This is a genomic window from Streptomyces sp. NPDC005761, assembly GCF_040630635.1.
In the GTDB taxonomy this organism is placed as follows: domain Bacteria; phylum Actinomycetota; class Actinomycetes; order Streptomycetales; family Streptomycetaceae; genus Streptomyces.
The window spans coordinates 16,573-40,655 of the sequence record NZ_JBEXXX010000058.1 but is presented as its reverse complement, the minus strand read 5'-3'; the positions used below and the strand labels follow the sequence as shown (position 1 = coordinate 40,655).

The 24,083-nt window shown below is 70.0% G+C and carries 20 protein-coding genes and 2 tRNA genes; 14 read left to right on the top strand and 8 right to left on the bottom strand.

Going from position 1 to position 24,083, the window contains the following annotated elements; all coding sequences use genetic code 11:
• Positions 1–323 precede the first annotated feature (323 nt).
• The gene (locus ABZ434_RS33330; RefSeq protein WP_359144888.1) at positions 324–920 is read left to right on the top strand and encodes a DUF4291 domain-containing protein; all 597 of its coding nucleotides are present in this window, start codon (positions 324–326) and stop codon (positions 918–920) included.
• Between the two features lie 18 nt (positions 921–938).
• Here the strand turns inward: ABZ434_RS33330 and hemC are convergent, their stop codons facing one another.
• A complete protein-coding gene (gene hemC / locus ABZ434_RS33325) occupies positions 939–1,874 on the bottom strand; it encodes a hydroxymethylbilane synthase (protein ID WP_359144873.1) in 936 nt (311 codons plus the stop codon).
• Positions 1,875–2,010: 136 nt separating this feature from the next.
• Between hemC and ABZ434_RS33320 the strand changes: the two genes are divergently transcribed.
• Entirely contained in the window at positions 2,011–2,769 is a 759-nt protein-coding gene (locus tag ABZ434_RS33320; RefSeq protein ID WP_359144871.1) for a hypothetical protein, read from the top strand.
• Between the two features lie 8 nt (positions 2,770–2,777).
• On the opposite strand, the gene ABZ434_RS33315 is transcribed toward ABZ434_RS33320, so the two are convergent.
• Positions 2,778–3,197, bottom strand: coding sequence for a GNAT family N-acetyltransferase (locus ABZ434_RS33315; RefSeq protein WP_359144885.1), 420 nt, complete (start codon positions 3,195–3,197; stop codon positions 2,778–2,780).
• Between the two features lie 160 nt (positions 3,198–3,357).
• On the opposite strand from ABZ434_RS33315, the gene ABZ434_RS33310 reads away from it, so the two are divergent.
• From ABZ434_RS33310 to ABZ434_RS33295, 4 genes are all read left to right on the top strand, one after another.
• On the top strand, positions 3,358–6,018 hold the full coding sequence (locus tag ABZ434_RS33310; RefSeq protein ID WP_359144868.1) for an alpha/beta fold hydrolase: 2,661 nt from the start codon (positions 3,358–3,360) through the stop codon (positions 6,016–6,018).
• Complete coding sequence (locus tag ABZ434_RS33305; RefSeq protein ID WP_359144865.1) at positions 6,015–6,893, top strand: ABC transporter permease; 879 nt, start codon at positions 6,015–6,017, stop codon at positions 6,891–6,893. Before ABZ434_RS33310 ends, ABZ434_RS33305 begins: the two co-directional genes overlap by 4 nt.
• A 132-nt stretch (positions 6,894–7,025) precedes the next feature.
• Positions 7,026–8,627: a von Willebrand factor type A domain-containing protein gene (locus ABZ434_RS33300; RefSeq protein ID WP_359144862.1), complete on the top strand. Its 1,602-nt coding sequence runs from the start codon at positions 7,026–7,028 to the stop codon at positions 8,625–8,627.
• A 246-nt stretch (positions 8,628–8,873) separates the two neighbouring features.
• Positions 8,874–9,320 carry an anthrone oxygenase family protein gene (locus tag ABZ434_RS33295; protein WP_359144859.1) on the top strand — a complete coding sequence of 149 codons (447 nt, stop codon included), beginning with the start codon at positions 8,874–8,876 and terminating at the stop codon, positions 9,318–9,320.
• 16 nt (positions 9,321–9,336) lie between these two features.
• On the opposite strand, the gene ABZ434_RS33290 is transcribed toward ABZ434_RS33295, so the two are convergent.
• The gene (locus ABZ434_RS33290) at positions 9,337–9,651 is read right to left on the bottom strand and encodes an L-rhamnose mutarotase (RefSeq protein WP_359144857.1); all 315 of its coding nucleotides are present in this window, start codon (positions 9,649–9,651) and stop codon (positions 9,337–9,339) included.
• A 221-nt stretch (positions 9,652–9,872) separates the two neighbouring features.
• Positions 9,873–9,943, bottom strand: a tRNA-OTHER gene (locus ABZ434_RS33285).
• Positions 9,944–10,175: 232 nt separating this feature from the next.
• Here ABZ434_RS33285 and ABZ434_RS33280 point away from each other — a divergent pair.
• Positions 10,176–11,219, top strand: a complete 1,044-nt coding sequence (locus ABZ434_RS33280) for a beta family protein (protein ID WP_359144855.1) — start codon at positions 10,176–10,178, stop codon at positions 11,217–11,219.
• Positions 11,220–11,917: 698 nt separating this feature from the next.
• On the opposite strand, the gene ABZ434_RS33275 is transcribed toward ABZ434_RS33280, so the two are convergent.
• The 3 genes from ABZ434_RS33275 to ABZ434_RS33265 form a co-directional block, all read right to left on the bottom strand.
• Positions 11,918–12,184, bottom strand: coding sequence for a hypothetical protein (locus tag ABZ434_RS33275; protein ID WP_359144852.1), 267 nt, complete (start codon positions 12,182–12,184; stop codon positions 11,918–11,920).
• Positions 12,184–12,726, bottom strand: a complete 543-nt coding sequence (locus tag ABZ434_RS33270) for a hypothetical protein (RefSeq protein WP_359144849.1) — start codon at positions 12,724–12,726, stop codon at positions 12,184–12,186. Before ABZ434_RS33270 ends, ABZ434_RS33275 begins: the two co-directional genes overlap by 1 nt.
• A 689-nt stretch (positions 12,727–13,415) precedes the next feature.
• Positions 13,416–13,488, bottom strand: a tRNA-Arg gene (locus ABZ434_RS33265).
• A 317-nt stretch (positions 13,489–13,805) separates the two neighbouring features.
• On the opposite strand from ABZ434_RS33265, the gene ABZ434_RS33260 reads away from it, so the two are divergent.
• The 4 genes from ABZ434_RS33260 (at position 13,806) to ABZ434_RS33245 (ending at position 19,772) form a co-directional block, all read left to right on the top strand.
• Positions 13,806–15,458 (top strand): dynamin family protein, encoded by a 1,653-nt coding sequence (locus ABZ434_RS33260; RefSeq protein WP_359144882.1) that lies wholly within the window; start codon positions 13,806–13,808, stop codon positions 15,456–15,458.
• Entirely contained in the window at positions 15,455–17,407 is a 1,953-nt protein-coding gene (locus ABZ434_RS33255) for a GTPase (protein ID WP_359144846.1), read from the top strand. The genes ABZ434_RS33260 and ABZ434_RS33255 overlap by 4 nt, the downstream gene beginning before the upstream one ends.
• 103 nt (positions 17,408–17,510) lie before the next feature.
• Positions 17,511–18,089, top strand: a complete 579-nt coding sequence (locus ABZ434_RS33250) for a single-stranded DNA-binding protein (protein WP_359144843.1) — start codon at positions 17,511–17,513, stop codon at positions 18,087–18,089.
• 234 nt (positions 18,090–18,323) lie between these two features.
• Positions 18,324–19,772, top strand: a complete 1,449-nt coding sequence (locus ABZ434_RS33245) for a Cys-Gln thioester bond-forming surface protein (RefSeq protein ID WP_359144839.1) — start codon at positions 18,324–18,326, stop codon at positions 19,770–19,772.
• A gap of 140 nt (positions 19,773–19,912) precedes the next feature.
• Here ABZ434_RS33245 and ABZ434_RS33240 read toward each other — a convergent pair whose 3' ends face one another.
• Positions 19,913–20,749, bottom strand: a complete 837-nt coding sequence (locus ABZ434_RS33240; RefSeq protein WP_359144836.1) for a hypothetical protein — start codon at positions 20,747–20,749, stop codon at positions 19,913–19,915.
• A 471-nt stretch (positions 20,750–21,220) separates the two neighbouring features.
• On the opposite strand from ABZ434_RS33240, the gene ettA reads away from it, so the two are divergent.
• Genes ettA through ABZ434_RS33225 form a run of 3 tightly spaced genes read left to right on the top strand, consistent with a single transcriptional unit; the run spans position 21,221 to position 23,993 of the window.
• On the top strand, positions 21,221–22,885 hold the full coding sequence (ettA, locus tag ABZ434_RS33235; RefSeq protein WP_359144833.1) for an energy-dependent translational throttle protein EttA: 1,665 nt from the start codon (positions 21,221–21,223) through the stop codon (positions 22,883–22,885).
• Between the two features lie 5 nt (positions 22,886–22,890).
• Positions 22,891–23,313 carry a thioesterase family protein gene (locus ABZ434_RS33230; RefSeq protein WP_359144831.1) on the top strand — a complete coding sequence of 141 codons (423 nt, stop codon included), beginning with the start codon at positions 22,891–22,893 and terminating at the stop codon, positions 23,311–23,313.
• Entirely contained in the window at positions 23,310–23,993 is a 684-nt protein-coding gene (locus ABZ434_RS33225) for a hypothetical protein (protein ID WP_359144828.1), read from the top strand. The genes ABZ434_RS33230 and ABZ434_RS33225 overlap by 4 nt, the downstream gene beginning before the upstream one ends.
• Positions 23,994–24,083: the final 90 nt, after the last annotated feature.

Sequence of the window (24,083 nt, the reverse complement as noted above, 5' to 3'; positions counted from 1 at the left end):
ATCGGGGCGACCCTCCGCCTTGCGATCGCACGCACCAGACGCCGCCGGACCCGCCCTCCGGGCGGACGGCGCTACTTTCGAAACACGCCCTAGCCCCCGGGCTCTCCCGATACGGCCGCGCGTCCTCGGCCCTTCGGGCCGAACGGAAGGGCGTAGTGCCTTCTGACCTGGAACCACAGGGTGACCACGCTCTGTGGTTCCAGCGGCGGGAGGTACTTTCCGCGCCGGCGCCGCGGTGTCCCGGCTGAACGCCAAAGGGGCGGCTCCCGTGAAACTCGCTCGCCGGCCGTGGCCGCCGGTGCTGGGATGGGGCCATGACCGTCATGCCCGCACCCACCCCACCGCAACACGAGATCCGCGCGCTCCACACCGACACGACCGTCACCGTCCACCAGGCCTACGCGCCGGCCCTCGGCCTCCCGGCGGCCCGCGACGGCCGCTTCCCGCCCGCCTGGAAGCGCGACCGCATGACGTGGATCAAGCCGAGCTTCCTGTGGATGATGTATCGCTGCGGCTGGGCGGCCAAGGAGGGCCAGGAGACCGTCCTGGCCGTCGAGATCACCCGTGAGGGCTTCGACTGGGCGCTGGCCAACGCCGAACTCTCGCACTACGAGAGGGGGGCGCAGCCCGACCTCGCCACGTGGAAGCGCAACCTCCGCCGCGCCCCGGCCCGCGTCCAGTGGGACCCCGAGCGCGACCTGCACCTGAACCGGCTCCCGTACCGCTCCCTCCAGCTCGGCCTCGCGGGGGAGGCCTCGCGGCGGTACGCGGACGAGTGGACGGTGTCGATCCGCGACGTCACTCCGCTCGCCCGGGAGATCCACGAACTGGTGAGGGCGGGCAAGACAGATGAGGCGACCCGGCTCCTGCCGGACGAACGGCCCTACCCGGCGCCCGCGGGGACCCCGGGAACAGGATGAGGCTTCTGCCCCGCCCGCTCAGTGAGCGATGCCGTCGATCAGTTCGCGCGCGCCCTGACGCAGGAGGGCGACGGCCACCGAGGTGCCGAGGGTGGCGGGGTCGAGACGGCCGGCCCACTCGTGGGCGTTGAGGACCGTCTTCCCGTCGGGCGTGAAGGCCTTGGCCCGGAGCGAGAGTTCACCGCTGCCCTCCACCTGCGCGTATCCGGCGATGGGGGAGTTGCAGTGCCCCTGAAGGACGTGGAGGAACATCCGCTCGGCGGTGGTCTCGCGGTGGGTGGCGGGGTCGCCGAGTGCGCTCACCAGGTCGATGAGTTCAGCGTCGCCCTCGCGGCACTGGAGGGCCAGCACCCCCGCGCCGATCGGCGGGCACATCACGTCGGGTGACAGCACCTCGGTGATCACGTCGGTACGGCCGATGCGCTCCAGGCCCGAGACCGCCAGGAGCAGCGCGTCGGCCTCCCCGGCGGCGAGCTTCTCCATACGGCGGTTCGCGTTGCCGCGCATCGGTACGCAGTCCAGATGCGGGTGCGAGGCGGCGAGTTGGGCGGATCGGCGCACGGACGAGGTGCCGATCCGGGTGCCGGGCGAGAGCTGATCCAGGCGGACGCCGCCCGGGTGGACCAGGGCGTCCCGGATGTCGTCGCGCTTGAGGAACGCCGCGAAGGCCGTCCCGGCGGGCAGGGGCCGGTCGGCGGGGATGTCCTTGACGCAGTGCACCGCGAGGTCGGCGTCACCGGCGAGCAGGGCCTGGTCCACTTCCTTGGTGAACGCGCCTTTGCCCTCGACTGCGCTGAGGTCGCCCATCCACTTGTCGCCGGTGGTCTTGACCGGGACGACCTCGGTGCGTGTGCCGGGGTGGAGTGCGGCCAGTTCGCTACGGACACGTTCCACCTGGGCGAGGGCCATGGGCGAGTCGCGGGAGACGATGCGGATCAGATCAGGGGCCGACATGCGCCCATGATAGGCCGTCAGGTCCGTCGTTCCGGCCCGGCACCGTCGGCCGGTCGCGAATGGCCCCCGAGCGGGCGGGCTGTAGTGAACCATGGTGCTGAGGTGGTGGGTGCGACGGGCGCCCGAGGGGGAGCGGATGATTTCGGAGCCGGAGATGGCAGGGGAGTTCGGGGAGGCGTCCACCGAACACGCGGTGCTGCTCCATTCCGGCCCGCAGGCCGAGGGAGACCGCCCGCCGCAAGCTACGAGGTACGGGGCCAAGTGGACGTGGGCGCTCGGCGGGGCCGTGGTGGCGTCGGCCGTGTGGGGGGCGGTGCTGTTCGCGGACGGATCGCGTGACGGGGCGCCCGACCTGCGCGGATACCGGTTGAGTCAGGATCCCTGCGGAGCCGTGCGGCTGAAGTCCATCGGGACGGCGATCTCGCCGAGGGAGCCCGGGACCCGGTTCGAGGCGGGGATGCTCCGGCATGACGCTCTCGATCAGGCCCAGTGCTACATCCCTCTGCGTGCAGAGAGCGAACAGCAGCGGTCGGCGAAGGGCTGGTACGTCGAGTACACCGTCACGATCAAGGTGGCGCTGCACAAGAAGACCGACCCGCGCGTCGAGTTCGAGGCGGGCCGGACCGCGACCGATCTCGGTGTGGACCCTGAGACGGAGGTGGAGGAGGTGCCGGGACTCGGAGACAAGGCGTACCTGCTCTCCTCGGAGGGCGGGGAACAGGAGCTGCGGGTGCTGGACGGCGGAGCGGTCCTCTCGCTGGGCCTCACGTCCTCCGTCAACTGGGAGGACGAGGGGCAAGCGCCTGACGACGCGGTGGAACTGCCGGATCTGGCCGCCCACAAGGCGGCCATGATCAGCGACATGCGCGACCTCATGACCGGCCTCAAGACCTGAAGCCCCGCTCACCCCGACGCTCCGAACCTCCACGTCAGCATCGTGAAACCCCCGTCGTCCGCCGCGCCCGCCGAGCGGTACGTCGCCTGCGCGGCCTCGTTGCCCAGGTCCACGCCGACCCACATGTCGTAGCAGCCCCGCTCCTCGGCCACCGCCGCCAGTGCCCGCGTCAGCGCGCGGCCGATGCCGCGCCGGCGGTAGGGCGCGTCGACGGCGAGCTCGTACAGGCACATCTCCGTCCCCTTGTCGGGGTGCAGCATCTCGATGCCGGACACGAAGCCCGCCGGGACGCCGGCCACGTACGCGATCACCATGAGATGGCCGTCCGCGGCGAGGAAACGGGCCGCCCACTCCGTGCGTGCCGGGCCGTCGTAGAGGTGCTGGGCCGCTTCGAGCTCGGCGACGGTCGTCGCGCGCCGGATTTCCACCGGGTTGTCCATGGAACGCCTTTCGGGGTCCGGGCCGGGCCGCGCGGTGGGCATACCGCGAGCGGAGTACGCCGGGGGGACGGCGTACGTCTTGAGGAGGCCGGGCACTTCCGCCTGACGGCAGCGTATCCGGGGTGGCGGCCCGCTTAGGCTCGACATCATGGAGACCCCTAATGCGCGTACGTCCAGGTGGCGGCGTCTGCTGCCCCGCTCCCGAGGCCGGTGGGCGGCAGGCATCGCCGCGCTCGTCGTGCTCGCCGGGGCGGGCACCTGGACCGCCGTGGCCGACGACAGCGCGCCGGCCGTGCACCGGCAGGACCGGATGATGCGCGTCGACGGAGTGTCCGTCGACACCTCGTACTTCACCACCGGCGGCACCGAGCGCCGGCCCGCCGTGCTCATCGGCCACGGGTTCGGCGGCAGCAAGGCCGAGACCCGTGAGCAGGCCGAGCAGCTGGCCGCCGACGGGTACGCCGTCATGACCTGGTCCGCGCGCGGCTTCGGCAGGTCCGGCGGCAAGATCTCGCTCAACGCACCCGACGGCGAGGTCAGGGACGTCTCCCGGCTGATCGACTGGCTCGCCGCCCGTCCCGAGGTGCAGCTCGACAGCAAGGGCGACCCCCGCGTCGGCATCACCGGCGCCTCATACGGTGGCGCGGTCTCGCTCCTCGCCGCCGGGTACGACAAGCGTGTCGACGCCATCGCCCCGGAGATCACCTACTGGAACCTCGCCGACGCCCTCTTCCCCGACGGGGTGTTCAAGAAGCTCTGGGCCGGCATCTTCGTCACCACCGGTGGCGGCTGCGAGAACTTCGAGAAGCAGCTCTGCGACATGTACGAGCGCGTCGCCGTGAGCGGCAAGCCGGACGCCGCCGCGCGCGATCTGCTCACCGAACGGTCCCCGAGCGCCGTCGCCGACCGCATCAAGGTCCCCGCGCTCATCGTGCAGGGGCAGACCGACTCCCTCTTCCCGCTCGGCCAGGCCGACGCCATGGCCAAGGCCATCAAGGCCAACGGCGCACCGGTCTCCGTCGACTGGATCGCCGGTGGACACGACGGCGGCGACAGGGAGACCGGCCGGGTGCACAAGCGGGTCGGGGACTGGTTCGACCGCTATCTGAAGCAGGACGAGGGGGCCGCCACCGGCCCCGCCTTCCGCGTCACCCGGACCGGCGGCATCGATTCCACCGACGGGGCCGCCCTCACCCGGGGCGCCGACGGCGACACCTACCCCGGGCTGCGCAGCGGCCAGGAGAGCGTCCGGCTGGAGGGCGGTGAGCAGAAGTTCAGCAACCCCGCCGGAGCCAACCCGCCCGCCATCTCCGCCGTCCCGGGTGTCGGCGGCGGCCTCGCCCAGCTGTCCACGTTCGGCGTCGGGCTGTCCATCGACTTCCCCGGGCAGTACGCCCGCTTCGACTCCGCCCCGCTGACCGCCTCGCGGCGCATCACCGGCTCACCGGCCGTCCGCGTGAACGTGAAGGCGGGACAGGGCGACGCGGTGCTGTTCGGCAAGGTGTACGACGTCTCGCCGGACGGGAAGCAGCAGGTGCTCCCCTCCCAGCTCGTCGCCCCCTACCGGATCACCCCCGAGCAGCAGGGCAAGCCCCTGGAGCTGACGCTGCCGGCCGTCGACCACGAACTGGACTCGGGACACCGGCTCCGCCTCGTGCTGGCCGCCACCGACCTCGGCTACGCGTCCCCGGCCGCGCCGACCACGTACACCGTCTCCCTCGACGGCCCGCTCTCCCTGCCCACCGCGCCCGGTCTGAAGACCGCCTCCGCCGCCCTCCCCTGGTGGACCTGGGGGCTCCCCGCCGCCGCCGTGGTGATCGCGGCGATCCTGCTGCTCAGCACCCGGCGCCGTACGGCCACCCCCGCCCCGGACCCCGCGCTCGCCGACGTACCGCTGCAGATCACCGGCCTGTCGAAGAAGTACGCCAAGTCCGCCGACCGGTACGCGGTCAAGGAGCTGTCGTTCCGCGTCGAGAAGGGGCAGGTGCTCGGGCTCCTAGGGCCGAACGGCGCCGGCAAGACCACCACGCTGCGCATGCTGATGGGGCTCATCACGCCCGACGACGGCGAGATCCGCGTCTTCGGACGGGCCATCCGGCCCGGTGCCCCCGTGCTGTCCCGCGTCGGGTCCTTCGTCGAAGGCGCCGGCTTCCTGCCGCACCTGTCCGGCCGCGCCAACCTGGAGCTGTACTGGCAGGCCACCGGGCGCCCCGCCGAGGACTCGCACATCGAGGAGGCCCTGGAGATCGCCGGGCTCGGCGACGCACTGGCCAGAGCCGTCCGTACGTACTCGCAGGGCATGCGGCAACGCCTCGCCATCGCCCAGGCCATGCTCGGGATGCCGGACCTCCTGATCCTCGACGAACCGACCAACGGCCTCGACCCGCCCCAGATCCGCGAGATGCGGGACGTGATGATCCGGTACGCGGCCGGCGGCCGAACCGTCATCGTCTCCAGCCACCTCCTGTCCGAGGTCGAGCAGTCCTGCACCCACCTGGTGGTCATGGACCGCGGCCGGCTCGTCCAGGCCGGGCCCGTCGCCGAGATCACCGGCTCCGGCGACATGGTGCTGGTCACCTCCGCCGAGGAGATCAGCGAACCGCTCGTCGAGAAGATCGCCGCACTCGCGGGGATCGGCTCCGCCGTCCGCACCGACGACGCCCACGGGCTGCTCGTCCGGCTCGACGGCGCCACCTCGCCCCAGCTCGTGACCGAACTGGTCCGACTGGATGTGCCGTTGACCGGCGTCGGCCCGCACCGCCGCCTGGAGGACGCGTTCCTCACCCTGATCTCCGGAGGCTCCGCATGAGTACCGCAGCCGAAGTCGCCGAGGCCCCCGAGGCGCCCGGATACCGCGCCCGGCGCACCCTTCCACTGCGTGTGGAGGCCGTACGCCAGCTGCGCAGGCGGCGCACCCTGCTCATGGCCGGGGTGCTGGGCGCACTGCCGTTCATCCTGATCATCGCGTTCGCGATCGGCGGCACCCCGGACGGCGGCCCCGGGGGCGGCGACCGGCTCACCCTGATGGACACCGCGACCGCGTCCGCGGCGAACTTCGCGGCGACCTGCCTGTTCGTCTCGGCCGGCTTCCTGCTGGTGGTTCCGGTCGCACTGTTCTGCGGCGACACCGTTGCCTCCGAAGCCAGTTGGTCCTCGCTGCGCTATCTGCTGGCGGCGCCCGTGCCCCGGGCCAGGCTGTTGTGGAGCAAGCTCGTGGTGGCGCTCGGCTTCAGCCTCGCCGCGATGGTGCTGCTGCCGCTTGTCGCGCTGGGCGCGGGAGCGGCCGCGTACGGCTGGGGGCCGCTCGAACTGCCCACCGGCGGTGCGCTCGCGACCGGGGACACCGTGCCCAGGATCGCGCTCGTCGTCGCCTTCATCTTCGTATCGCAACTCGTCACCGCGGGGCTGGCGTTCTGGCTCTCGACCAAGACGGACGCGCCGCTCGGTGCGGTCGGCGGCGCGGTCGGCCTGACCATCGTCGGCAACGTGCTGGACGCGGTCACCGCGCTCGGCTCCTGGCGCGACTTCCTGCCCGCCCACTGGCAGTTCGCCTGGGCCGACGCGCTCCAGCCCGATCTGGAGTGGTCCGGCATGGCGAAGGGCGCGGCCATCTCGGTGACGTACGCCCTGATCCTGTTCGCCTTCGCCTTCCGGGGATTCAGTCGTAAGGACATCGTGTCCTGACCTTGACATTCCGCCGGATGACCGTCGGTCGTTGCCGCATCGAGATCCTTCCGCAACGTCTTCGACGGCTCCGGCGCCCCCGCTCGCACGTCACATTCACAAGTGGTGACACGTCGACACTGGGGGTAGGGGATGGAACGCCGGACACGGACGTACCGAGGGGCAGTGGGGCTGCTCCTCGCGGGGGGCGTGCTGCTCACGGGCTGCTCGGGTGGCGGGACGAGCGACAGGAGCGCAGCCGAGAGCGGCAAACGAGCGCCTGCGCCCGCACCTGCCGCGACCGGCGGAGCGCCCTCCACGGGCGGGGCTGCCGAGGAGGGGGCGAAGGCGGCGGACCGCGCCGAGGACTCCGAGGGGCTGAGGGAGGCCGCCCCGCCCGACTATCTGTCCACCTTCGCGCTGGACGTGGACACCGCCTCGTACGGATACGCGCGCCGCACCCTCGCAGACGGCAGACTGCCGGGTCCGGAGACCGTACGGCCGGAGGAGTTCGTCAACAGCTTCCGTCAGGGCTACCACCGCCCGGCCGGCAACGGTTTCACGGTCTCCGTGGACGGGGCGCGGGCCGGTGAGGAGAGCGGCGGCTGGTCCCTGGTACGGGTGGGGCTGGCCACCAAGGCCGCGCCGGCCGGCGCCGAACGGCCGCCCGCCGCCCTCACCTTCGTCGTCGACGTCTCGGGCTCGATGGCCTCCTCCGACCGGCTGGGGCTGGTGAAGACCTCGCTCGGCATCCTCGCGGACGAACTGCGCGACGACGACTCGGTCTCCCTGGTCACCTTCAGCGACGAGGCGAGGACCGTCCTGCCGATGACCCGGCTGAAGGACCACCGCGGGAAGATCCGCGAAGCGGTCGACTCCATGGAACCCGCCGACTCCACCAACGTGGGCGCAGGTGTCCGGCGCGGTTACGAGGAGGCCGTCGACGGCCACCGCAAGGGCGCCAACAACCGCGTCGTCCTGCTCTCCGACGCACTCGCCAACACCGGTGAGACCGACGCCGACGCGATCCTCGAACGGATCGACTCCGCCCGCCGCGACTACGGCATCACTCTCTTCGGGGTCGGCGTGGGCAGCGACTACGGCGACGCCTTCATGGAACAGCTCACCAACAAGGGTGACGGTCACACCACGTACATCGCAGACGAGGAACAGGCCCGCAAGGTCTTCGTCGACCAGTTGCCCGCCCACGTCGAACTGACGGCGCGCGAGGCGAAGGCGCAGGTCGCGTTCGACCCGAAGACCGTGGAGAAGTTCAAGCTGATCGGCTACGAGGACCGCAAGGTCGCCGACGACGACTTCCGCAACGACCGTGTGGACGGCGGCGAGATCGGCCCCGGCCACACGGTGACGGCGCTCTATGCCGTACGCCTGCGGGACGGCGCCTCCGGTCATGTCGCCACCGCGACCGTGCGCTGGCTGGACCCGAAGACCCGGGCCCCGCACGAGCGGACGGGCTCGGTCGAGACCGGGGCGATCGACGGCGAACTGTGGGGCGGCAGCAGCACCCGGCTCCAAGTGACGGCCGTGGCCGCCTACTTCGCCGGCCGGCTGCGGGGCGACGGACTCCCGGGCGCCCCCGGGCTCGGTGAACTCGCCACCAAGGCAGACGAACTGGCGCGGAAGACCGAGGACGACTCGGTGGCGAAGCTGGCCACCGCCATCGCCGATGCGGACCGCCTCAAGGGCGGGCACGCCGACACCGGAACGGGTGAGGGCGAGGGCGAGATGGACTGACCGGCGCTGCGGGCCGGCGGGCGGGCGGGCGAGGTGGACCGATCCTGCGCTGCGGGCCTGCGGGCCTGCGGGCCTGCGGGCCTGCGGGCCTGCGGGCCGGGGCGACGTTGACCGATCCTGCGCTGCGGGCCGGCGGGCGAGAGCGGGGCGAGGTGGACTGACCGGCGCACCGCGCCGCGCAAGGGCGGTCGCACAGTCTTGCGAATTCAGGCTGTACGGCCGTTCCTGCCGAGCCATGATGACCCGATGGACTCCCTGTTTCTGCCTCTTGCGGTGATCGTGACCGGCCTCTACGGCGGCTTCATGCTGACGTTCCTCGTCGCGATCATGCCCGGGCTCGCGGCACTGCCCGACGAAGGCTTCACCGCGGCGATGCGCCGGTTCAACGAGAAGGTGCCCGGGCCCCTCTTCCTCGTCCTCTTCCTCGGTGTGATCGTCTTCCCGGTGGTCGCGCTCTTCACGGAGTTCGGCGGTCGTCGGTGGCCGCTGGTGGCCGTGGCCGTGGCGTGCTCCGTCGCCTCGCACCTGGTGACCATCGCCGGCAACATCCCGCTCAACAAGGCGCTGGCCGAGTCCGAGGGCGGCGACGACGGTGCCGCCCGTACCGCCTTCGAAGCCCCGTGGAACGCTCGCCACCGCTTCCGCACGGGACTCTCGCTGGCCGCCTTCGTTCTTCTGGCCGCGGCAGCCTGACCCGTACCGAGGCGCGTCAGGCCAGGTGGAAGACCTCGGTGAGCGGCACCATCGCCTCGTCCGCCGCCTCGGGCTGCTCGAAGAAGCCGGCCATGTCACGCTGCCACCGCTCGTTCACCTCGGTCGCCGCCATCGCCTCACGGGCCGCGTCGAAGTCCTCCGTCTCCAGATAGCCGACGAGCAGCCCGTCCTCTCGGAGGAAGAGCGAGTAGTTGTGCCAGCCCGCCTCGGAGAGCGCGGCAAGCATGTCCGGCCAGACCGCGGCGTGACGCTCGCGGTAGGCGTCGATGCGGTCCTTGCGTACGTTCAGCAGAAAGCAGACACGTTGCATGGTCGGCACTCCAGGGCGGTGGGCGCGCCGGTGCGAGGCCGCAGGGGCGCAGGGACTGAAAGGTTTCAATCAAGCTCGTCGAAAGCTAGACGGGTAAGGGGCACGCGGTCAATGGGGGGTCGCCCTCGTCCTTATGCGACCACTACGCCGCCCTGGCTACCGTGCTGTGACCTGCCGAAAAGGCCCTCCCGAGGGAGGGCCTGACGTGGGCTGGGCTGATGCGCCCCCGGCAGGACTCGAACCTGCGGCCAGCGCTTAGAAGCGACTGGCCCAATTCCCACCAGTCAAGGGCCAGACCTGCGAAGCACTGTCTGTGACCCTGACTGAGTCCATCTGTGCACCCACCAGGCAACCAGAACTCGCCATTCCGCTGCCTGCGTGGCTACGTCAACGTGTGACCAATGCCAGATTTCGGACTGTTGGCTTATTCGGCGCTCTACCCGCGTTGAGGACGTTTGGTCATCCTGTCGGAGAGGGATCAGGCAGGTCAGTCGGCTGGGTGCACAGGGCACTAGGGGGTGCCGGTGGCTTACGTCCCGATACTTAAAGCAAAGGCAGGCGAGTTTCAGGCGCTGGAGCACGCAACACCAGAGGTCCGCTCCCGCATGCGACCAGTCCTTGAGCTCGTACCTGATCCCGAGTTGGTCAGGGATCAGCTTGAGACCTTTAGCGACCGTGCGATGGATGCGATCCCGACCGGTGTGGTGTTGACCGTCGACTGCGGTGCCCTACCCGCGACCCGGGTCCTCGAAGGCGCCAGCGGAGGGCCCATCGCGCGACTCAGCGAATCGCTGGGCCTCAGAGGCGTTGACATGCGTCCGGTCGTCCGCACCACTGACACAGTCGATGTTCTACACGAAGCAGCGGACGCCACCAGGTCTCATCAGCGCGGTGCTTGCCTGCGCGTTGCAACAGGAGCTGGCGAAGCACCGCCGGACGAACAGCAGATTGGAGCAACGCTCCGGACCCTCCGTCTCGACCCTGAAGAGGTTGACCTACTCATCGATGCAGGGCCCGTTCAACCTGGATCCGCGATGGGCGGCTTAGCAGAGCGCATCATGAAGCTTCTCGATCTTCTGTCGCAGTGGCAATGGCGCCACGAGTGTGTAGCTGCCGGCGCCTTCCCTGCCAACCTGACCGGCTTCCCCCGCGGCCGGGCAACGCCTGTGGCCAGGCGGGATTTAGAGCTCTGGAAATGGGTTGCCCATCAGTGGCATGGCCAGACGCCAGACTTCGGAGATTTCGGCGTTACACATCCCCGCATGCCCACCCAGAGCCGCGGGACACCGGACCCGAACATGCGCTACACGACACCGGACAACTGGCAGGTCTTCGTCTATCCGCGCGTGCGCCCGGGAAACGACGACTTCTTCACCCTGAGCCGGGACCTCGTCTCCTCGCCCCACTGGCCGGCCACCGGTCCGCGAACCTCCTGGGGCGACGCACGGCTACACGAGTGCTCTAACCGGCAGCGGCTGAAAGCAGGCGGCGGGACGCAATGGCGAGCATGGGCGACGTCCCACCACCTGGCGATGGTGACTGCCGAGCTTGCGACCTGGGCACGTTAGCTCCTGGATAGTCTTGACCTCGGGGTCGTGACCTCTTCGTCGGCCGCATCGCACGGCACCGGAGGGCGTGGCTCTATCAGGCTGGGCTATCCATTTGAGCTGCGAGAACGCTTGGCCGTGCTTGGTCTGGCGGCTGACTCACTCGTTACTCACTCGTGGTTGCCGACTGAGACCCCTCGACCGCTTTGTCCCCGAAGCAACTTGGGCAGGTGCTCTGCCTTCGGCTGAAGTGCTTTCTACCTGCGCTGAAGGTCCGCAGATGTTCGCACTCGTCCGCCAGCGGTTGTCGGCGTAGTCACGCAGCTAGACACTCAGAGTGCTTCGGTTAGGCCGCGGCCCGAAACAGTCCCATGCCGCTTTAGTTTATTTACACTCTCCGTAGACAAAGGGTATGTGGAGGGCAGGGGACGTTGCGAGCGAACGAAGCAATCAGAGTGCTGTCTGAACTGGAAAGTGCTAGCGAGCTTCAAAATGAGTGAGAGTAGGTTCATTGAATGGGAATCTAAGGTAGTTGCGGTGCTGCGCTCCACTTTTGGAGCAGCTTCGCCTCACGTCAGCGGTTTCTCGCGGCAGACTGCCGTACCGTCAAATGATTGAACTTCCGGTAACCGAATTAAGAACAGGGAGCGCCTCCGTCTGGGCGCTGCGTCTCGCGGGAAGGCCGAGATTAGAGCCTCCATCTAGTGACCCGAAGTGATTCACTCAGAGGGTGGAGACTTAGCCGTAACTTCATTCTCGTCCGTCTTCGAGTCCTCCATTAGCTGCGCAATGACTCTCTGCACTTCCTCTTCGTCGTCAAGATCTCCTACCGTGATTGCAATCGTTTTCCCATTCCGCTCGATGGTGATCGTCGCACCTTTCCTGCGTCCACGTGTCGCCCTCCAAGCTGCGATGGCTGCCGCGACGGATGCCGCAGCGACCCCGCTGGAAAGAGCACTGCCGATTACTGCGAGAATTGAGCCCATCACTGCTCCAACTCTGCCACTAGGGCACCGCTAAAGCTGGTGACGAGAGCAGTCGAGAAGAACCACAACGAATAAGTGCGTACAAAGGATTCGTCGATTTGCTGCCTGTCGCCCAAGGCTGCGGAAATGTCAGCGAACCACAGTGTTGTGAAAACAGCGATTAGGACGTTACCGCATCCTAGGAGTCGAGGTAGCACTCCGAAATTCGCGTGCTTCATAGTGAACGCCTGCCCCGCAGCGGCAGCGGATAACCCGGTTGCAACGATTAACAACTCGCCGTGGCCGATAAGGTCGGTGAGAGTTCTTTCGCTACCGCGCGTTGCGCCGATGAAGTAACCAGCAACGATTGGCATGACCGCGAACACGACACCAAAAGTGAACCAGTTGACCATCTTGACGGTCGCCAGCTTCCATTTCGGATGCGTGGTTGCGCCCGGTGTCGAGGGACCAGGTGGAGGCGTCCCCGCAGTGCTGCTCCCAGGCATGCCGGGTGAAGAAGTCGACATGAGCCCCCCTCTCTGCGCCCAGTTGAGCATCGTCACGTATTTGTAGCGCAGGGCCCGACGGTCAGGCAGCGGTTTCGACAGTCTCGGCGGTCAGGTGACGGGCCCGAGGTGGAGCGCGCCCCTGTACGAACGACCTTGGTGCCCTGGGCCGCGTCCGCTCGGCTCTGCCAGGGTCGATGGCGGACGCGGGACGGGAGCTCCCGCACACGCCACTGTGGACCCGCAGCCTCGAACGGCGCCTCCTCCGCCCCCGTGCCGGCCGATCCCCTGCCGGAGGCTCGTCCGGCCGCGGCTTGCCCGTCCAGGTTTCTACTCAGGGCCGTAACCCGTTGTGGCCCAGGAGCCAGCCCGAGCTTGCGTGGGCACTTGATGAAGTAGAGAAAGCTCTTACTGCGCCGGGACCGGGTTCTTCGGGCGTGAGCCCACTGCCGTGGACCCGTAGAAGGTCCGCTCGGCGCCGCTGGAGGCTCGCGGCGGAAGATCAGGGCGACGCTGCCGCACGAGGTGAGCGTGTGGCCCCCGCGGGTTCGTCGACCGGGGAGCGCCACCGTGTATCCACCGCAGCCACCCGTAAAAACCCGGTGACAGCCGGACAGTGCCGGGCCCCCCGCCGCGACCTGGGGAGGGTCCGGCGCTTACGCGTTCGCTACGCCGCCCTGGCTACCGTGCTGTGACCTGCCGAAAAGGCCCTCCCGGGGGAGGGCCTGACGTGGGCTGGGCTGATGCGCCCCCGGCAGGACTCGAACCTGCGGCCAAGCGCTTAGAAGGCGCCTGCTCTATCCACTGAGCTACGGGGGCCGGGTGGTGGCCTCGGAGGCCTGGAGTCCTGGACCCGGGCGGTCCGTGACCATGCCGGGACAAGGATAGGGCTCCGATGGGGTCGGCCCGGTTGCTTCACCTGCGTGGCACGATGTGGAGGTTCGGTGAAGCGAGACGATAATCGCAGGTGGGTGCGATTCGTGCATCGCTTTTGACGCCTCGCGCCCCGGGTGTTGTGCACTCGTTATGCCTGCGCCCCACTCGTCCCCTCTGTCCGGACGGGGGAACCGGCGCGCAGAGGTGGCTATACGCTTCAAAAAGGCGCCAAAATTGGGCATTCTTCGCATGTGGTGACCTTGGACGTACGGCCTCAGCTCATCGACGCACTTTCCGCCCTGCGCGACCGTGTCGCTGCCGTGCGTCTCCCACTCCCGCTCCCAGGAGCTCCACGCGCCCGGCAGACCAGGATCGAGCTACTCGCCCAGCTCGATGACTACCTGCTGCCCCGGCTCAAGGACCCCGAGGCGCCCCTGCTCGCGGTCATCGGCGGATCCACCGGCGCGGGCAAGTCGACGCTGGTCAACTCCCTCGTCGGACGTCGCGTCAGCGAGGCCGGGGTGCTGCGGCCGACCACGCGTACCCCGGTGCTCGTCTGCCACCCGGACGATCATCACTGGTTCGCCGACGTCCGGGTGCTGCCCCAGCTCACCCGCGTATGGCTGCCGCCGGAGGAGTCCGCCGACCCCGGCCAGTGCGACGACCTCGACGGAATCGACGGGAACGCGGCCGAGGAGGGGACCGCGCTGCGCGTCGAGACTGCCGCCGGGCTGCCGCGCGGCCTGGCCCTGCTGGACGCCCCCGACATCGACTCGCTCGTCGTACGCAACCGTGTCCTGGCCGCCGAACTCATCTGCGCGGCGGACGTCTGGGTCATGGTGACCACCGCCGCCCGCTACGCCGACGCCGTGCCGTGGCATCTGCTGCGCACGGCCAAGGAGTACGACGCCTCCCTCGTCATCGTCCTCGACCGGGTGCCGCACCAGGTGATCGCCGAGGTGTCGCGGCAGTACGGCGCACTGCTCACCAAGGCCGGGCTCGGCGAGGTGCCGCGCTTCACCATTCCCGAGCTGCCCGAATCCGCCGGTGGCGGCAGCGGACTGCTCCCCACGACCGCCGTCGCCCCGCTGCGCGCCTGGCTCACCCATCGCGCGCACGACCCGGCGGCCCGTCAGCAGGCGGTCGGGCGGACAGCGGCCGGGGTGATCAACTCCCTCGACGTCCGGATGCCGGCCCTGGCCGGAGCCGTCGCGGCACAGTACGCGGCCGCCGTGCGACTGACCGCTGTGGTGGAGGACGCGTACCGCAACGAGGGCTCACGCGTCCGGCGCCGGCTGCAGAACGGCGGGGCGCTCGCCGGGGACGCCCGGACCCGGTGGCGCGGATACCCGCTCTACAGCACCTCGGAGGAGGTGCTCGAAGCACTCGTCGAGTCCCTCGCGGCCCTTCTGGAGTGTGCGGTGGCCGCCGCCGACGAAACGATCCGCGCGACCTGGCGGCGGGAGCCCGCTGCCGCGCTCTTCGCCTTCGAGGCGGCGGGCCGGGAAGACGGCGGCTGGGGCCCGGCCGAGGACATCCGCGGCCGGATCGCCATGACCGTACGGAGATGGCGCCGGGTCCTGGAGGAACTGGCCGAGGAGGAGGTCCGCCTCATGGAACGCAACACCGCACCCGACGCCGAGACCGTGGCCACCCTCCTCGCCGCCGCCCTTCTCGGCGGACGGCGGGCCCGTACCGCCGGAGAGCAACTGGCCGAACGCATCGGCGTACAGGGTGCCCTGCGGCTGCGCGACAAGGGGGGCGCGCTGCTCACCACCTACCTCGACCAGGTTCTCGGCGGCGAACGCGACCGCCGGCTCGCTCCGCTGGACGCGCTCGACGTGGCCCCCGAACCGCAGGCAGAACTGATCGCCGCGCTGTCCGTACTGCAGAAGGAGAGGTGGCAGCGATGACTGCCGTCACTGACGAAGGTCCGGGACAGAGCCGGGGACGGACCCGGGCACAGGAGCCGCCACCCGGGCAGGACCCGGACGGCGGGCCCGCTTCCGGCGAGAGCGTCGGCCAGGACCCGGACGCACCGCTCGGGGGCTGGGACGACGGACTCATCGCCCGCCGGGCCGCCGCCGCCGAACGGCCCGCCCCCGGCGGGGCCCCCGCAGCGGTCCAGGAGGACGACGTACGGCCCCAGGTCGAGGCGTACGTGCCCTCCGGCAGCCCGCTCAGCCCGCGCCTGGACGCCTTGCGCGAACTCGTCGGCCTCTCCCGGGCCCGGCTGGACAGGACCGACCTCGCCGAGGCGGGACGGGTGCTCGACGAGGCCGCGGCCCGGCAGCGGCTCTCCTCCCGCCACACGGTCGTCGCCATCGCCGGGGCGAGCGGCAGCGGCAAGTCCACCCTCTTCAACTCCCTCGCGGGCACCCAGATCTCCGAGACCGGGCTCCGCAGGCCCACCACCGCCGCGCCCCTCGCCTGCTCCTGGACGGACGGGGCGGCAGGGCTGCTCGACCGGCTGGCGATCCCCGGGCGGCTCAGGCGCAGGCCGCAGCCCGGCAGCGCGGCGGCCGACGAGGCGCTCCAGGGCCTCGTGCTGGTCGATCTGCCCGACCACGACTCCGCGGCGGTGGGTCACCGCGACCAGGTGGACCGGGTGCTGGCGCTCGTCGACGCGGTGATCTGGGTGGTGGACCCGGAGAAGTACGCCGACGCGGCCCTGCACGAGCGCTATCTGCGGCCGCTCGCCGGGCACGCGGAGGTCACCTTCGTGGTCCTCAACCAGATCGACCGGCTCCCCGGTGAGGCCGCCGACCAGGTCCTGGACGACCTGCGCCGGCTCCTCGACGAGGACGGCATGGCCCTCGGTGAGCACGGCGAACCAGGCGCCACCGTCCTTTCCCTGTCCGCGCTCACGGGTGACGGAGTGGGCGAGCTCCGCGAACTGCTCGGCCGGTTCGTCCAGGACCGTACGGCGGCCACCCGCAGGCTCTCCGCCGACGTGGACGCCGCCGCGGCCAGGCTCCGTCCGGTGTACGTCGCCGAGGGGCGGCCGGGCCTGGGGGAGCGGGCCAGGGAGGAGTTCACCGACCGGCTCGCCGAGGCCGTGGGCGCCGCAGCCGCCGGGCAGGCGGCCGAACGCGAATGGCGCCGCAACGCCGGACGGGCGTGCGGGACGCCGTGGTTGCGGCTGTGGCGCTGGTACGAGTCGACCCGGCAGCCCGGCGGCGTGGACCGCGGCGCACTCACCGCGCCGCCCGAGGAACAGCTGACCGCACGCCAGCGCGTCGAGCAAGCAGTGCGTACCGTGGCCGACGCCGCCGCCGACGGACTGCCCGGGCCGTGGGCGCAGGCGGTCCGGGAGGCCGCCGTGCACGGGGCGCAGGGGCTGCCGGAGGCGCTCGACGAACTGGCCGGACGGGCCACCGGGACGGAGGAACGCGGGGCCGAGGACCGTGGGGCGGACGCCGGGGGTGGCGCGACCGGTGCGGCGACCGGCGTTCGAGGAGGTTCGGCCCAGGCTCACACGGGCCGTGCGGCGAAGCCTCCGCGGCCGGCCTGGTGGCCCGCGGCCGTACTGGCACAGGTGGCGATGACGTTGCTGCAGATCTTCGGCGGCCTGTGGCTGGCCGGCCAGATCATCGGCGTACTGCAGCCGGGGCTGCTGACGCCCGCTCTGGTGATGGCGGCGGGCATCATCGGCGGCCCGCTGGTGGAGTGGTCGTGTGCGGCGGCTGCCCGAGGGCCCGCGCGACGGTACGGCCAGGAGGCCGAACGAAGGCTCCGCGAGGCGGCGGCGGGCTGTGGGAGGGCCCGGGTGCTCGATCCGGTGTCGGCGGAGCTGGTGCGATACCGGGAGGTGCGCGAGCGCTTCGTGGCGGTGACGGAGTTTTCCACAACGGGCCGTTAGTCCACAGGCCTCAGCAGGAATTCCGCCTCCCCTTCAGCATGGGTTCAGTGACCGGACGCAGGAGTGCGGTCACCGAAATCCGGACCGAAGGGGAGGCGGAGTCATGAACGAGACCTTGGTGACGCTCGTGGGGAACGCGGCGACCGGAGTGGAGTTCCGGGAGACCGCGAGCGGGGGAATGGCGCGATTCCGGTTCGCTGTGACGCCGCGGCGGTGGGACCGGGAGAAACAGCACTGGGCGGACGGGCACACCAGCTTCTACACCGTGTGGGCCTGGCGCACCCTGGCGGCGAATCTGACGGGTTCCGTGGCCGTGGGGGAGCCTCTGGTGGTGCACGGCAGGCTGAAGGTGCGCGAGGAGGAACGGGAGGGGCAGCGCCGGACCTTCGTGGACATCGAGGCGGTGGCGGTGGGACACGATCTGACGCGGGGGACGTCGGCTTTCCGGCGCGTGGTCAGGGGTGAGCCTGGCCTGACTTCACGGACCGGTGCCCGGGCGGGTGACGAGCCGGACCGGTGGGCGGTGCGTGAGCGCCCGGTGGACCGCGAACAGCCCGCGGACCAGGCGGAGCCACGGGATGCCGAGCGTGAGCCGGTGGCGGCCGGGCGGGGGGAGAGGCCGCCCGCGAAGCGCCGGACGGCGCGTCAGAAGGCCGGTTCGGAGCTGGTTTCGGCGCCCTGACGGACCGCACGGAACAGGCTCTGAATCCCGCATTCCGGTCCGAGTCCTCTGCCTGGGCCGGACGTTACCAGGGATAACGATTCCGATTCGGAATGGTTGTCGGACGGTATGACGGGGGACTGTGCTTCGCTCGGTCTTTAGGATTCCTCAGTACTCACAGGGCACTTGAGTCGGCTGGCGGGACATTCCCCACACGCGTAACGGACGCGAGGGTCTCGCCCGGAGGGGAATTCTGTGTTTTCTGCTTCTTCAGCGACCGCCTCGTCATCCACGACGACGGCCGAACCCCGAAGGAACCGGGGCATGGCCCGGCTGACCGCCTCGGTGGTGGCATCCGGCCTGGTCGTGGCCGGCGCCTTCATCGGTGCGGGCGGCGCGGTCGCCGACGAGGCACCCCCGCACCAGGGCGGCGCGACCGCGACCCTGGACGGGCTGAAGACGTTCGACAGCGCCGTCCTTCGTGCGGACGGAAAGACCCAGGAGTTGCCCGCAGGGCTCTTCGAGATGACCGTCGACGGCGGCGGCAAGTTCAAGACGTACTGCATCGACATCCACAACCCCACCCAGGACCAGGCGAAGTACCTGGAGACCCCCTGGAACCAGACCTCGCTGGGCACCAACAAGAACGCCGGCAGGATCCGCTGGATCCTCGAGCACTCCTACCCGAAGATCGACGACCTCCAGGCACTCGCCGAGGAGGCCGGCACGGGCCCGCTCTCCGAGCAGACCGCGGCGGCCGGCACCCAGGTCGCCATCTGGCGCTACTCGGACGACGTCGATGTGACCGCATCCGACAAGCAGGCGGAGAAGCTCGCCGACTGGCTGCAGAAGTCCGCCACCGACACGGCCGAGCCCAAGGCGTCCCTCGCCCTGGACCCGGTCGCGGTGTCCGGCCGCTCCGGTCGGCGTGTCGGTCCCGTCACCGTGCACACCAATGCCGGACAGGTCTCGGTGACCCCGCCCGCCGACTCCGCCAGCGGCGTCAGGATCACCGACAAGAAGGGCAAGGCCGTCACCACGGCCGCCAACGGCTCCCAGCTCTACTTCGACGTCCCGGCAGGCGCCGCCGACGGCTCCGCCTCCCTGACCGTGCAGGCCACCACCTCGGTCCCCGTCGGCCGGGCCTTCGCCGGCGCCACCAAGAGCCAGACCCAGATCCTGGCCGGCTCCAGCGAGTCCACGGTCTCCGCGAGCGCCACCGCGACCTGGGCCGGAAAGGGCGCGATCCCGGCGGTCACCGCGAAGAAGGACTGCGCCAAGGGCGGCGTGGACGTCACCACGAGCAACAAGGGTGACGAGGCGTTCACCTACGAGCTGGCCGGGGCGGAGCACACCGTCGAGCCGGGCAGGTCCGAGACCGTGACCGTGCCGGTCGCCGAGGACCAGGCGTACGACTTCACGGTCAACGGCCCCGACGGCTTCACCCGGACGTTCAAGGGCGTCCTGGACTGCCTGACCACCGGAACGGGCAACGAAGGCCTCACCACCCAGACCGCCGACCAGCCCACCACGATCACTGCCACGGCCGGCGGCAGCACGGCCGGCGCCGAGGGCAGCCTGGCCGAGACGGGAAGCTCCAACGCCACCCCGCTGATCGCGGGCATCGCGATCGCCCTGGTCGTCATCGGTGGCGGCTCGGTCTTCGTCCTCCGCCGTCGCAAGGAGCAGTCCTCCGGCGAGTGACGGACACGGCTGACGCACGGGCGCGTGTCATGAACGGCGGGCGCCCGGTCACGGCGCGCTGATCACGGCCCCGGTACCGCTTCGGCGTACCGGGGCCTTCGCGTACCGCCGCCGGGGCCATGCCGTCCGCGCGTGCGGGCTCACGGGCGCTCGAAGTACTGGAGCGCCCCTCCTACGGAGAAGCAGACCGCTCCCGTGAGGGTGCCCCAGTTGGCGATGTCGACGTTGACGAGGCTTCCCGTGGCGGGGCGGGTGAAGTCGGCGACGGCCGCGCCCAGGAAGAGCACGGACCCGAGCTGGTTGACCGCGACGATCCACCAGCCGAGATCGCGGGGCCGGATGCCCGGCCGGCCGTGGCAGACCTCGACCAGGGCGAAGTGCCCCGAGAGAAGGAACAGCGTGCACCCCACCATGTCGGGGGCCCAGACGAGCCTGTTCAGCTGCTGCACCGTGAGCCCCTGCAACAGGGAACTCAGCAGGTTGATACCGAACACCAGCGTTCCCACGAAGAGCAGGAGAGTGCTCAGCCAGTCGATCCGGCCGGGTTCATAGCTCCACCATCTCCAGCGCCGGGCGGCAAGCGCCCCGATCCTGTCGTCCTGGCGGGGAGCGTTGACTGCCTGGAGGAAGGACGCGTAGCCCCCCGCGTTGAAGAACAGGCCCCCGACGAAGTAGATCCAGGCGCCCGTCGCGCCACCCGTGCCGAACTGCGCCACCGCGGCCCCGTAGGCGAACAGCCCCCCACCCACGGCGAACGCGCCCGCTGCCATGGCGTTCAGCCTGCGGAGGCGGCCGACCGACGCGCCGTCCGCTCGTCGGGAGCGGGGTTCGGACTCACCCGCTGCCCGCACAGTGAGCAGCCCGCGCTTGCGCGCCGGCCGCGACTCCCAGACAGCGGTGCCCCCATCGCTGAGGCGCCAGGTCAGTCGTGTCGTGAAGGGCCCCGCACCCTCGGCGGTCCGCTCGATTCGGCTCACTGCTCGACCCTAGCCCTTTGGGTGCATTCATCCCTTGTGCGGCTCGGTCTCCCGGGAGCGGAAGCGGTACCTTCTCGCCAGCCGATACGGGTGGGGGCGGCTGCGAGCTCCGAGAGAGGGTGGGAATCATGACGGCGCACAGTGAGCGGGAGCGCTGGGAATGGAGGCCCGCAGTCGGGGTGGGGCCCTTGCGGTTCGGGATGAGCCCGGCCGAGGTCGCAGTCGCGCTTCAGGTCCTCGTAAGGCGACTCGTGATGCCGCTGCGACGTCTCCGGCGGTCCTGGGCCGTCTGTGCGCCGTGCGACGTCGCTCAAGGCCGACCATCAGCGACCGACAGTGACAGTCCGGCTACCGGGGCTCGGCCGGAAGCCCCAGGTCAGGCCCACCCACCGATACGGGTTTCCGTCAAGAGGTAGCCGTCAGGCAAGATGGGGTGTATCTGCCCACTCATCGATTGCCGGACGGTTTCTCTTGGCTGAGTACATCTACACGATGCGCAAGACACGCAAGGCGCACGGCGACAAGGTCATCCTTGACGACGTGACGCTGAGCTTCCTGCCCGGCGCGAAGATCGGTGTGGTGGGTCCCAACGGTGCCGGTAAGTCCACGGTGCTGAAGATCATGGCCGGCCTGGAGCAGCCGTCCAACGGTGACGCCTTCCTGTCGCCCGGGTTCAGCGTCGGCATCCTCATGCAGGAGCCCCACCTCGACGAGTCGAAGACCGTTCTGGAGAACGTGCAGGACGGCGCCGCCGAGATCATGGGCAAGCTGAAGCGCTTCAACGAGGTCGCCGAGCTCATGGCGACCGACTACTCCGACGCGCTCATGGACGAGATGGGCAAGCTCCAGGAGGACCTGGACCACGCCAACGCGTGGGACCTGGACGCTCAGCTGGAGCAGGCCATGGACGCGCTGGGCTGCCCGCCCGGTGACTGGGCCGTCACCAACCTGTCCGGTGGTGAGAAGCGCCGCGTCGCGCTCTGCAAGCTCCTCATCGAGGCGCCCGACCTGCTGCTGCTCGACGAGCCCACCAACCACCTCGACGCCGAGTCGGTGAACTGGCTGGAGCAGCACCTCTCGAAGTACGCGGGCGCCGTGGTCGCCGTCACCCACGACCGGTACTTCCTGAACAACGTCGCCGAGTGGATCCTCGAACTCGACCGCGGCCGCGCCATCCCCTACGAGGGCAACTACTCCACGTACCTGGAGAAGAAGGCCACCCGCCTCAAGGTCGAGGGCCGCAAGGACGAGAAGCGGCAGAAGCGGCTCAAGGAAGAGCTGGAGTGGGTGCGGTCGAACGCCAAGGGGCGCCAGACCAAGTCCAAGGCCCGTCTCGCCCGGTACGAGGAGATGGCGGCCGAGGCGGACAAGATGCGGAAGCTGGACTTCGAGGAGATCCAGATTCCGCCGGGCCCGCGGCTCGGTTCCATCGTCGTCGAGGTCGAGAACCTCTCGAAGGCCTTCGGCGACAAGGTCCTCATCGACGACCTGTCGTTCACGCTGCCGCGCAACGGCATCGTCGGCATCATCGGTCCGAACGGTGCGGGCAAGACCACGCTGTTCAAGATGATCCAGGGCCTGGAGACGCCGGACAGCGGCGCCATCAAGGTCGGCGACACGGTCAAGATCAGTTACGTCGACCAGTCCCGTGCCAACATCGACCCGAAGAAGACGCTGTGGGCCGTCGTCTCGGACGAGCTGGACTACATCAACGTCGGCCAGGTCGAGATGCCCTCGCGGGCGTACGTCTCCGCGTTCGGCTTCAAGGGGCCGGACCAGCAGAAGCCGGCCGGTGTGCTCTCCGGTGGTGAGCGCAACCGCCTCAACCTGGCACTGACGCTCAAGGAGGGCGGCAACCTGCTGCTCCTCGACGAGCCCACCAACGACCTCGACGTCGAGACGCTGTCCTCGCTGGAGAACGCGCTTCTGGAGTTCCCGGGTGCGGCCGTGGTCATCTCCCACGACCGCTGGTTCCTGGACCGAGTCGCCACGCACATCCTGGCGTACGAGGGCGAGTCCAAGTGGTACTGGTTCGAGGGCAACTTCGAGTCGTACGAGAAGAACAAGGTCGAGCGACTCGGCGCGGATGCGGCCCGCCCGCACCGTGCCACGTACAAGAAGCTCACGCGAGGCTGATCGTCTTGGCTCGTCATATCTACAGCTGCCCGCTGCGCTGGTCGGACATGGATGCCTTCGGGCACGTCAACAACGTGGTCTTCCTCCGTTATCTGGAGGAGGCGCGCATCGACTTCATGTTCCGGCTGGCGCCGGGGGACGGCTCGCCGTCGTTCGCGGGCGGTTCCGTCGTGGCCCGGCACGAGATCGACTACGTGCGCCCGCTGGTCCACCGGCACGCGCCGGTGACCGTCGAGTCGTGGGTGACGAAGATAGGTGCCGCTTCGCTCACCATCGCGTACGAGATCAAGGACCCGGACCAGGTGTACGTACGGGCGTCGACCATTGTCGTCCCGTACAACCTGGCCGAGGAGCGGCCCCGGCGGATCTCCGCGGAGGAGAAGCTCTTCCTCCAGGAGTACCTGGCCGAGGAGCCCGCGGCGGCATGACCGCGCCTGTGCAGTCCCTGCAGTTCGCCGACACGAGGGAGGCCGCGGATCTCGCGGCCTTCCTCGGCCGGCTGCTCCACTACGACCGTGCCGCGGCCGTCCGGCTGCAGGCGGGAGGCGGCGCGCTGGCCGTGTTCGGCCGGCCGCCCTCGTTCGAGGTCCTGGCGATCCGGGCGGTGCGGTTGGCGGATCCGTACGAATTCGACGTGACCGTGTCCGCCGGTGAACTCCTCGAATCACTCGAGGAGTCGGCCCGCTCCGGCGCCCTGCCTCCACCGGTGACAGGGCCCCCCTGGACCGGTGTGCTGCCTCCGCGCGGCGGTTGGGAGGAGCGGCCGGGGCTGCCCGGTCCCCCCGCTCTGGGTGAGGCGCTGAACGACGCCGTCGCCGAGTTCCGCAGCCGCGACGCGGCACTGCCGGAGGAGCGGCGTACCCGGACCGAGCGCGATCTCATCGGGCGGGACATCTGGTCGCGGACCGTCGGCGGTACGGAGCTCCCACTGCGCGCTGTGCACGCGGCCCAGGCGCTCGGTTTCCTGCGCACCGCCCCGGACTTCCCCGTGGCGTTCCTGGCGACGGGGGCCTGGCTGCGGCTCCGTACCCCGTACGGGTCCATCGCCCTGCGGCGGGCGGGCTCGGCGGGAGGCCTCGGGTCGCTCGCCTTCTCGGTGGGCGGATAGGGCCCGGTTCCCCGTGGGCGGGTCCCTCGCAGTCTGAGCCCGGTTCCCCGTGGGCGGGTCCCTCGCCGTCAGGGCCCGGTTCTCTCAGGC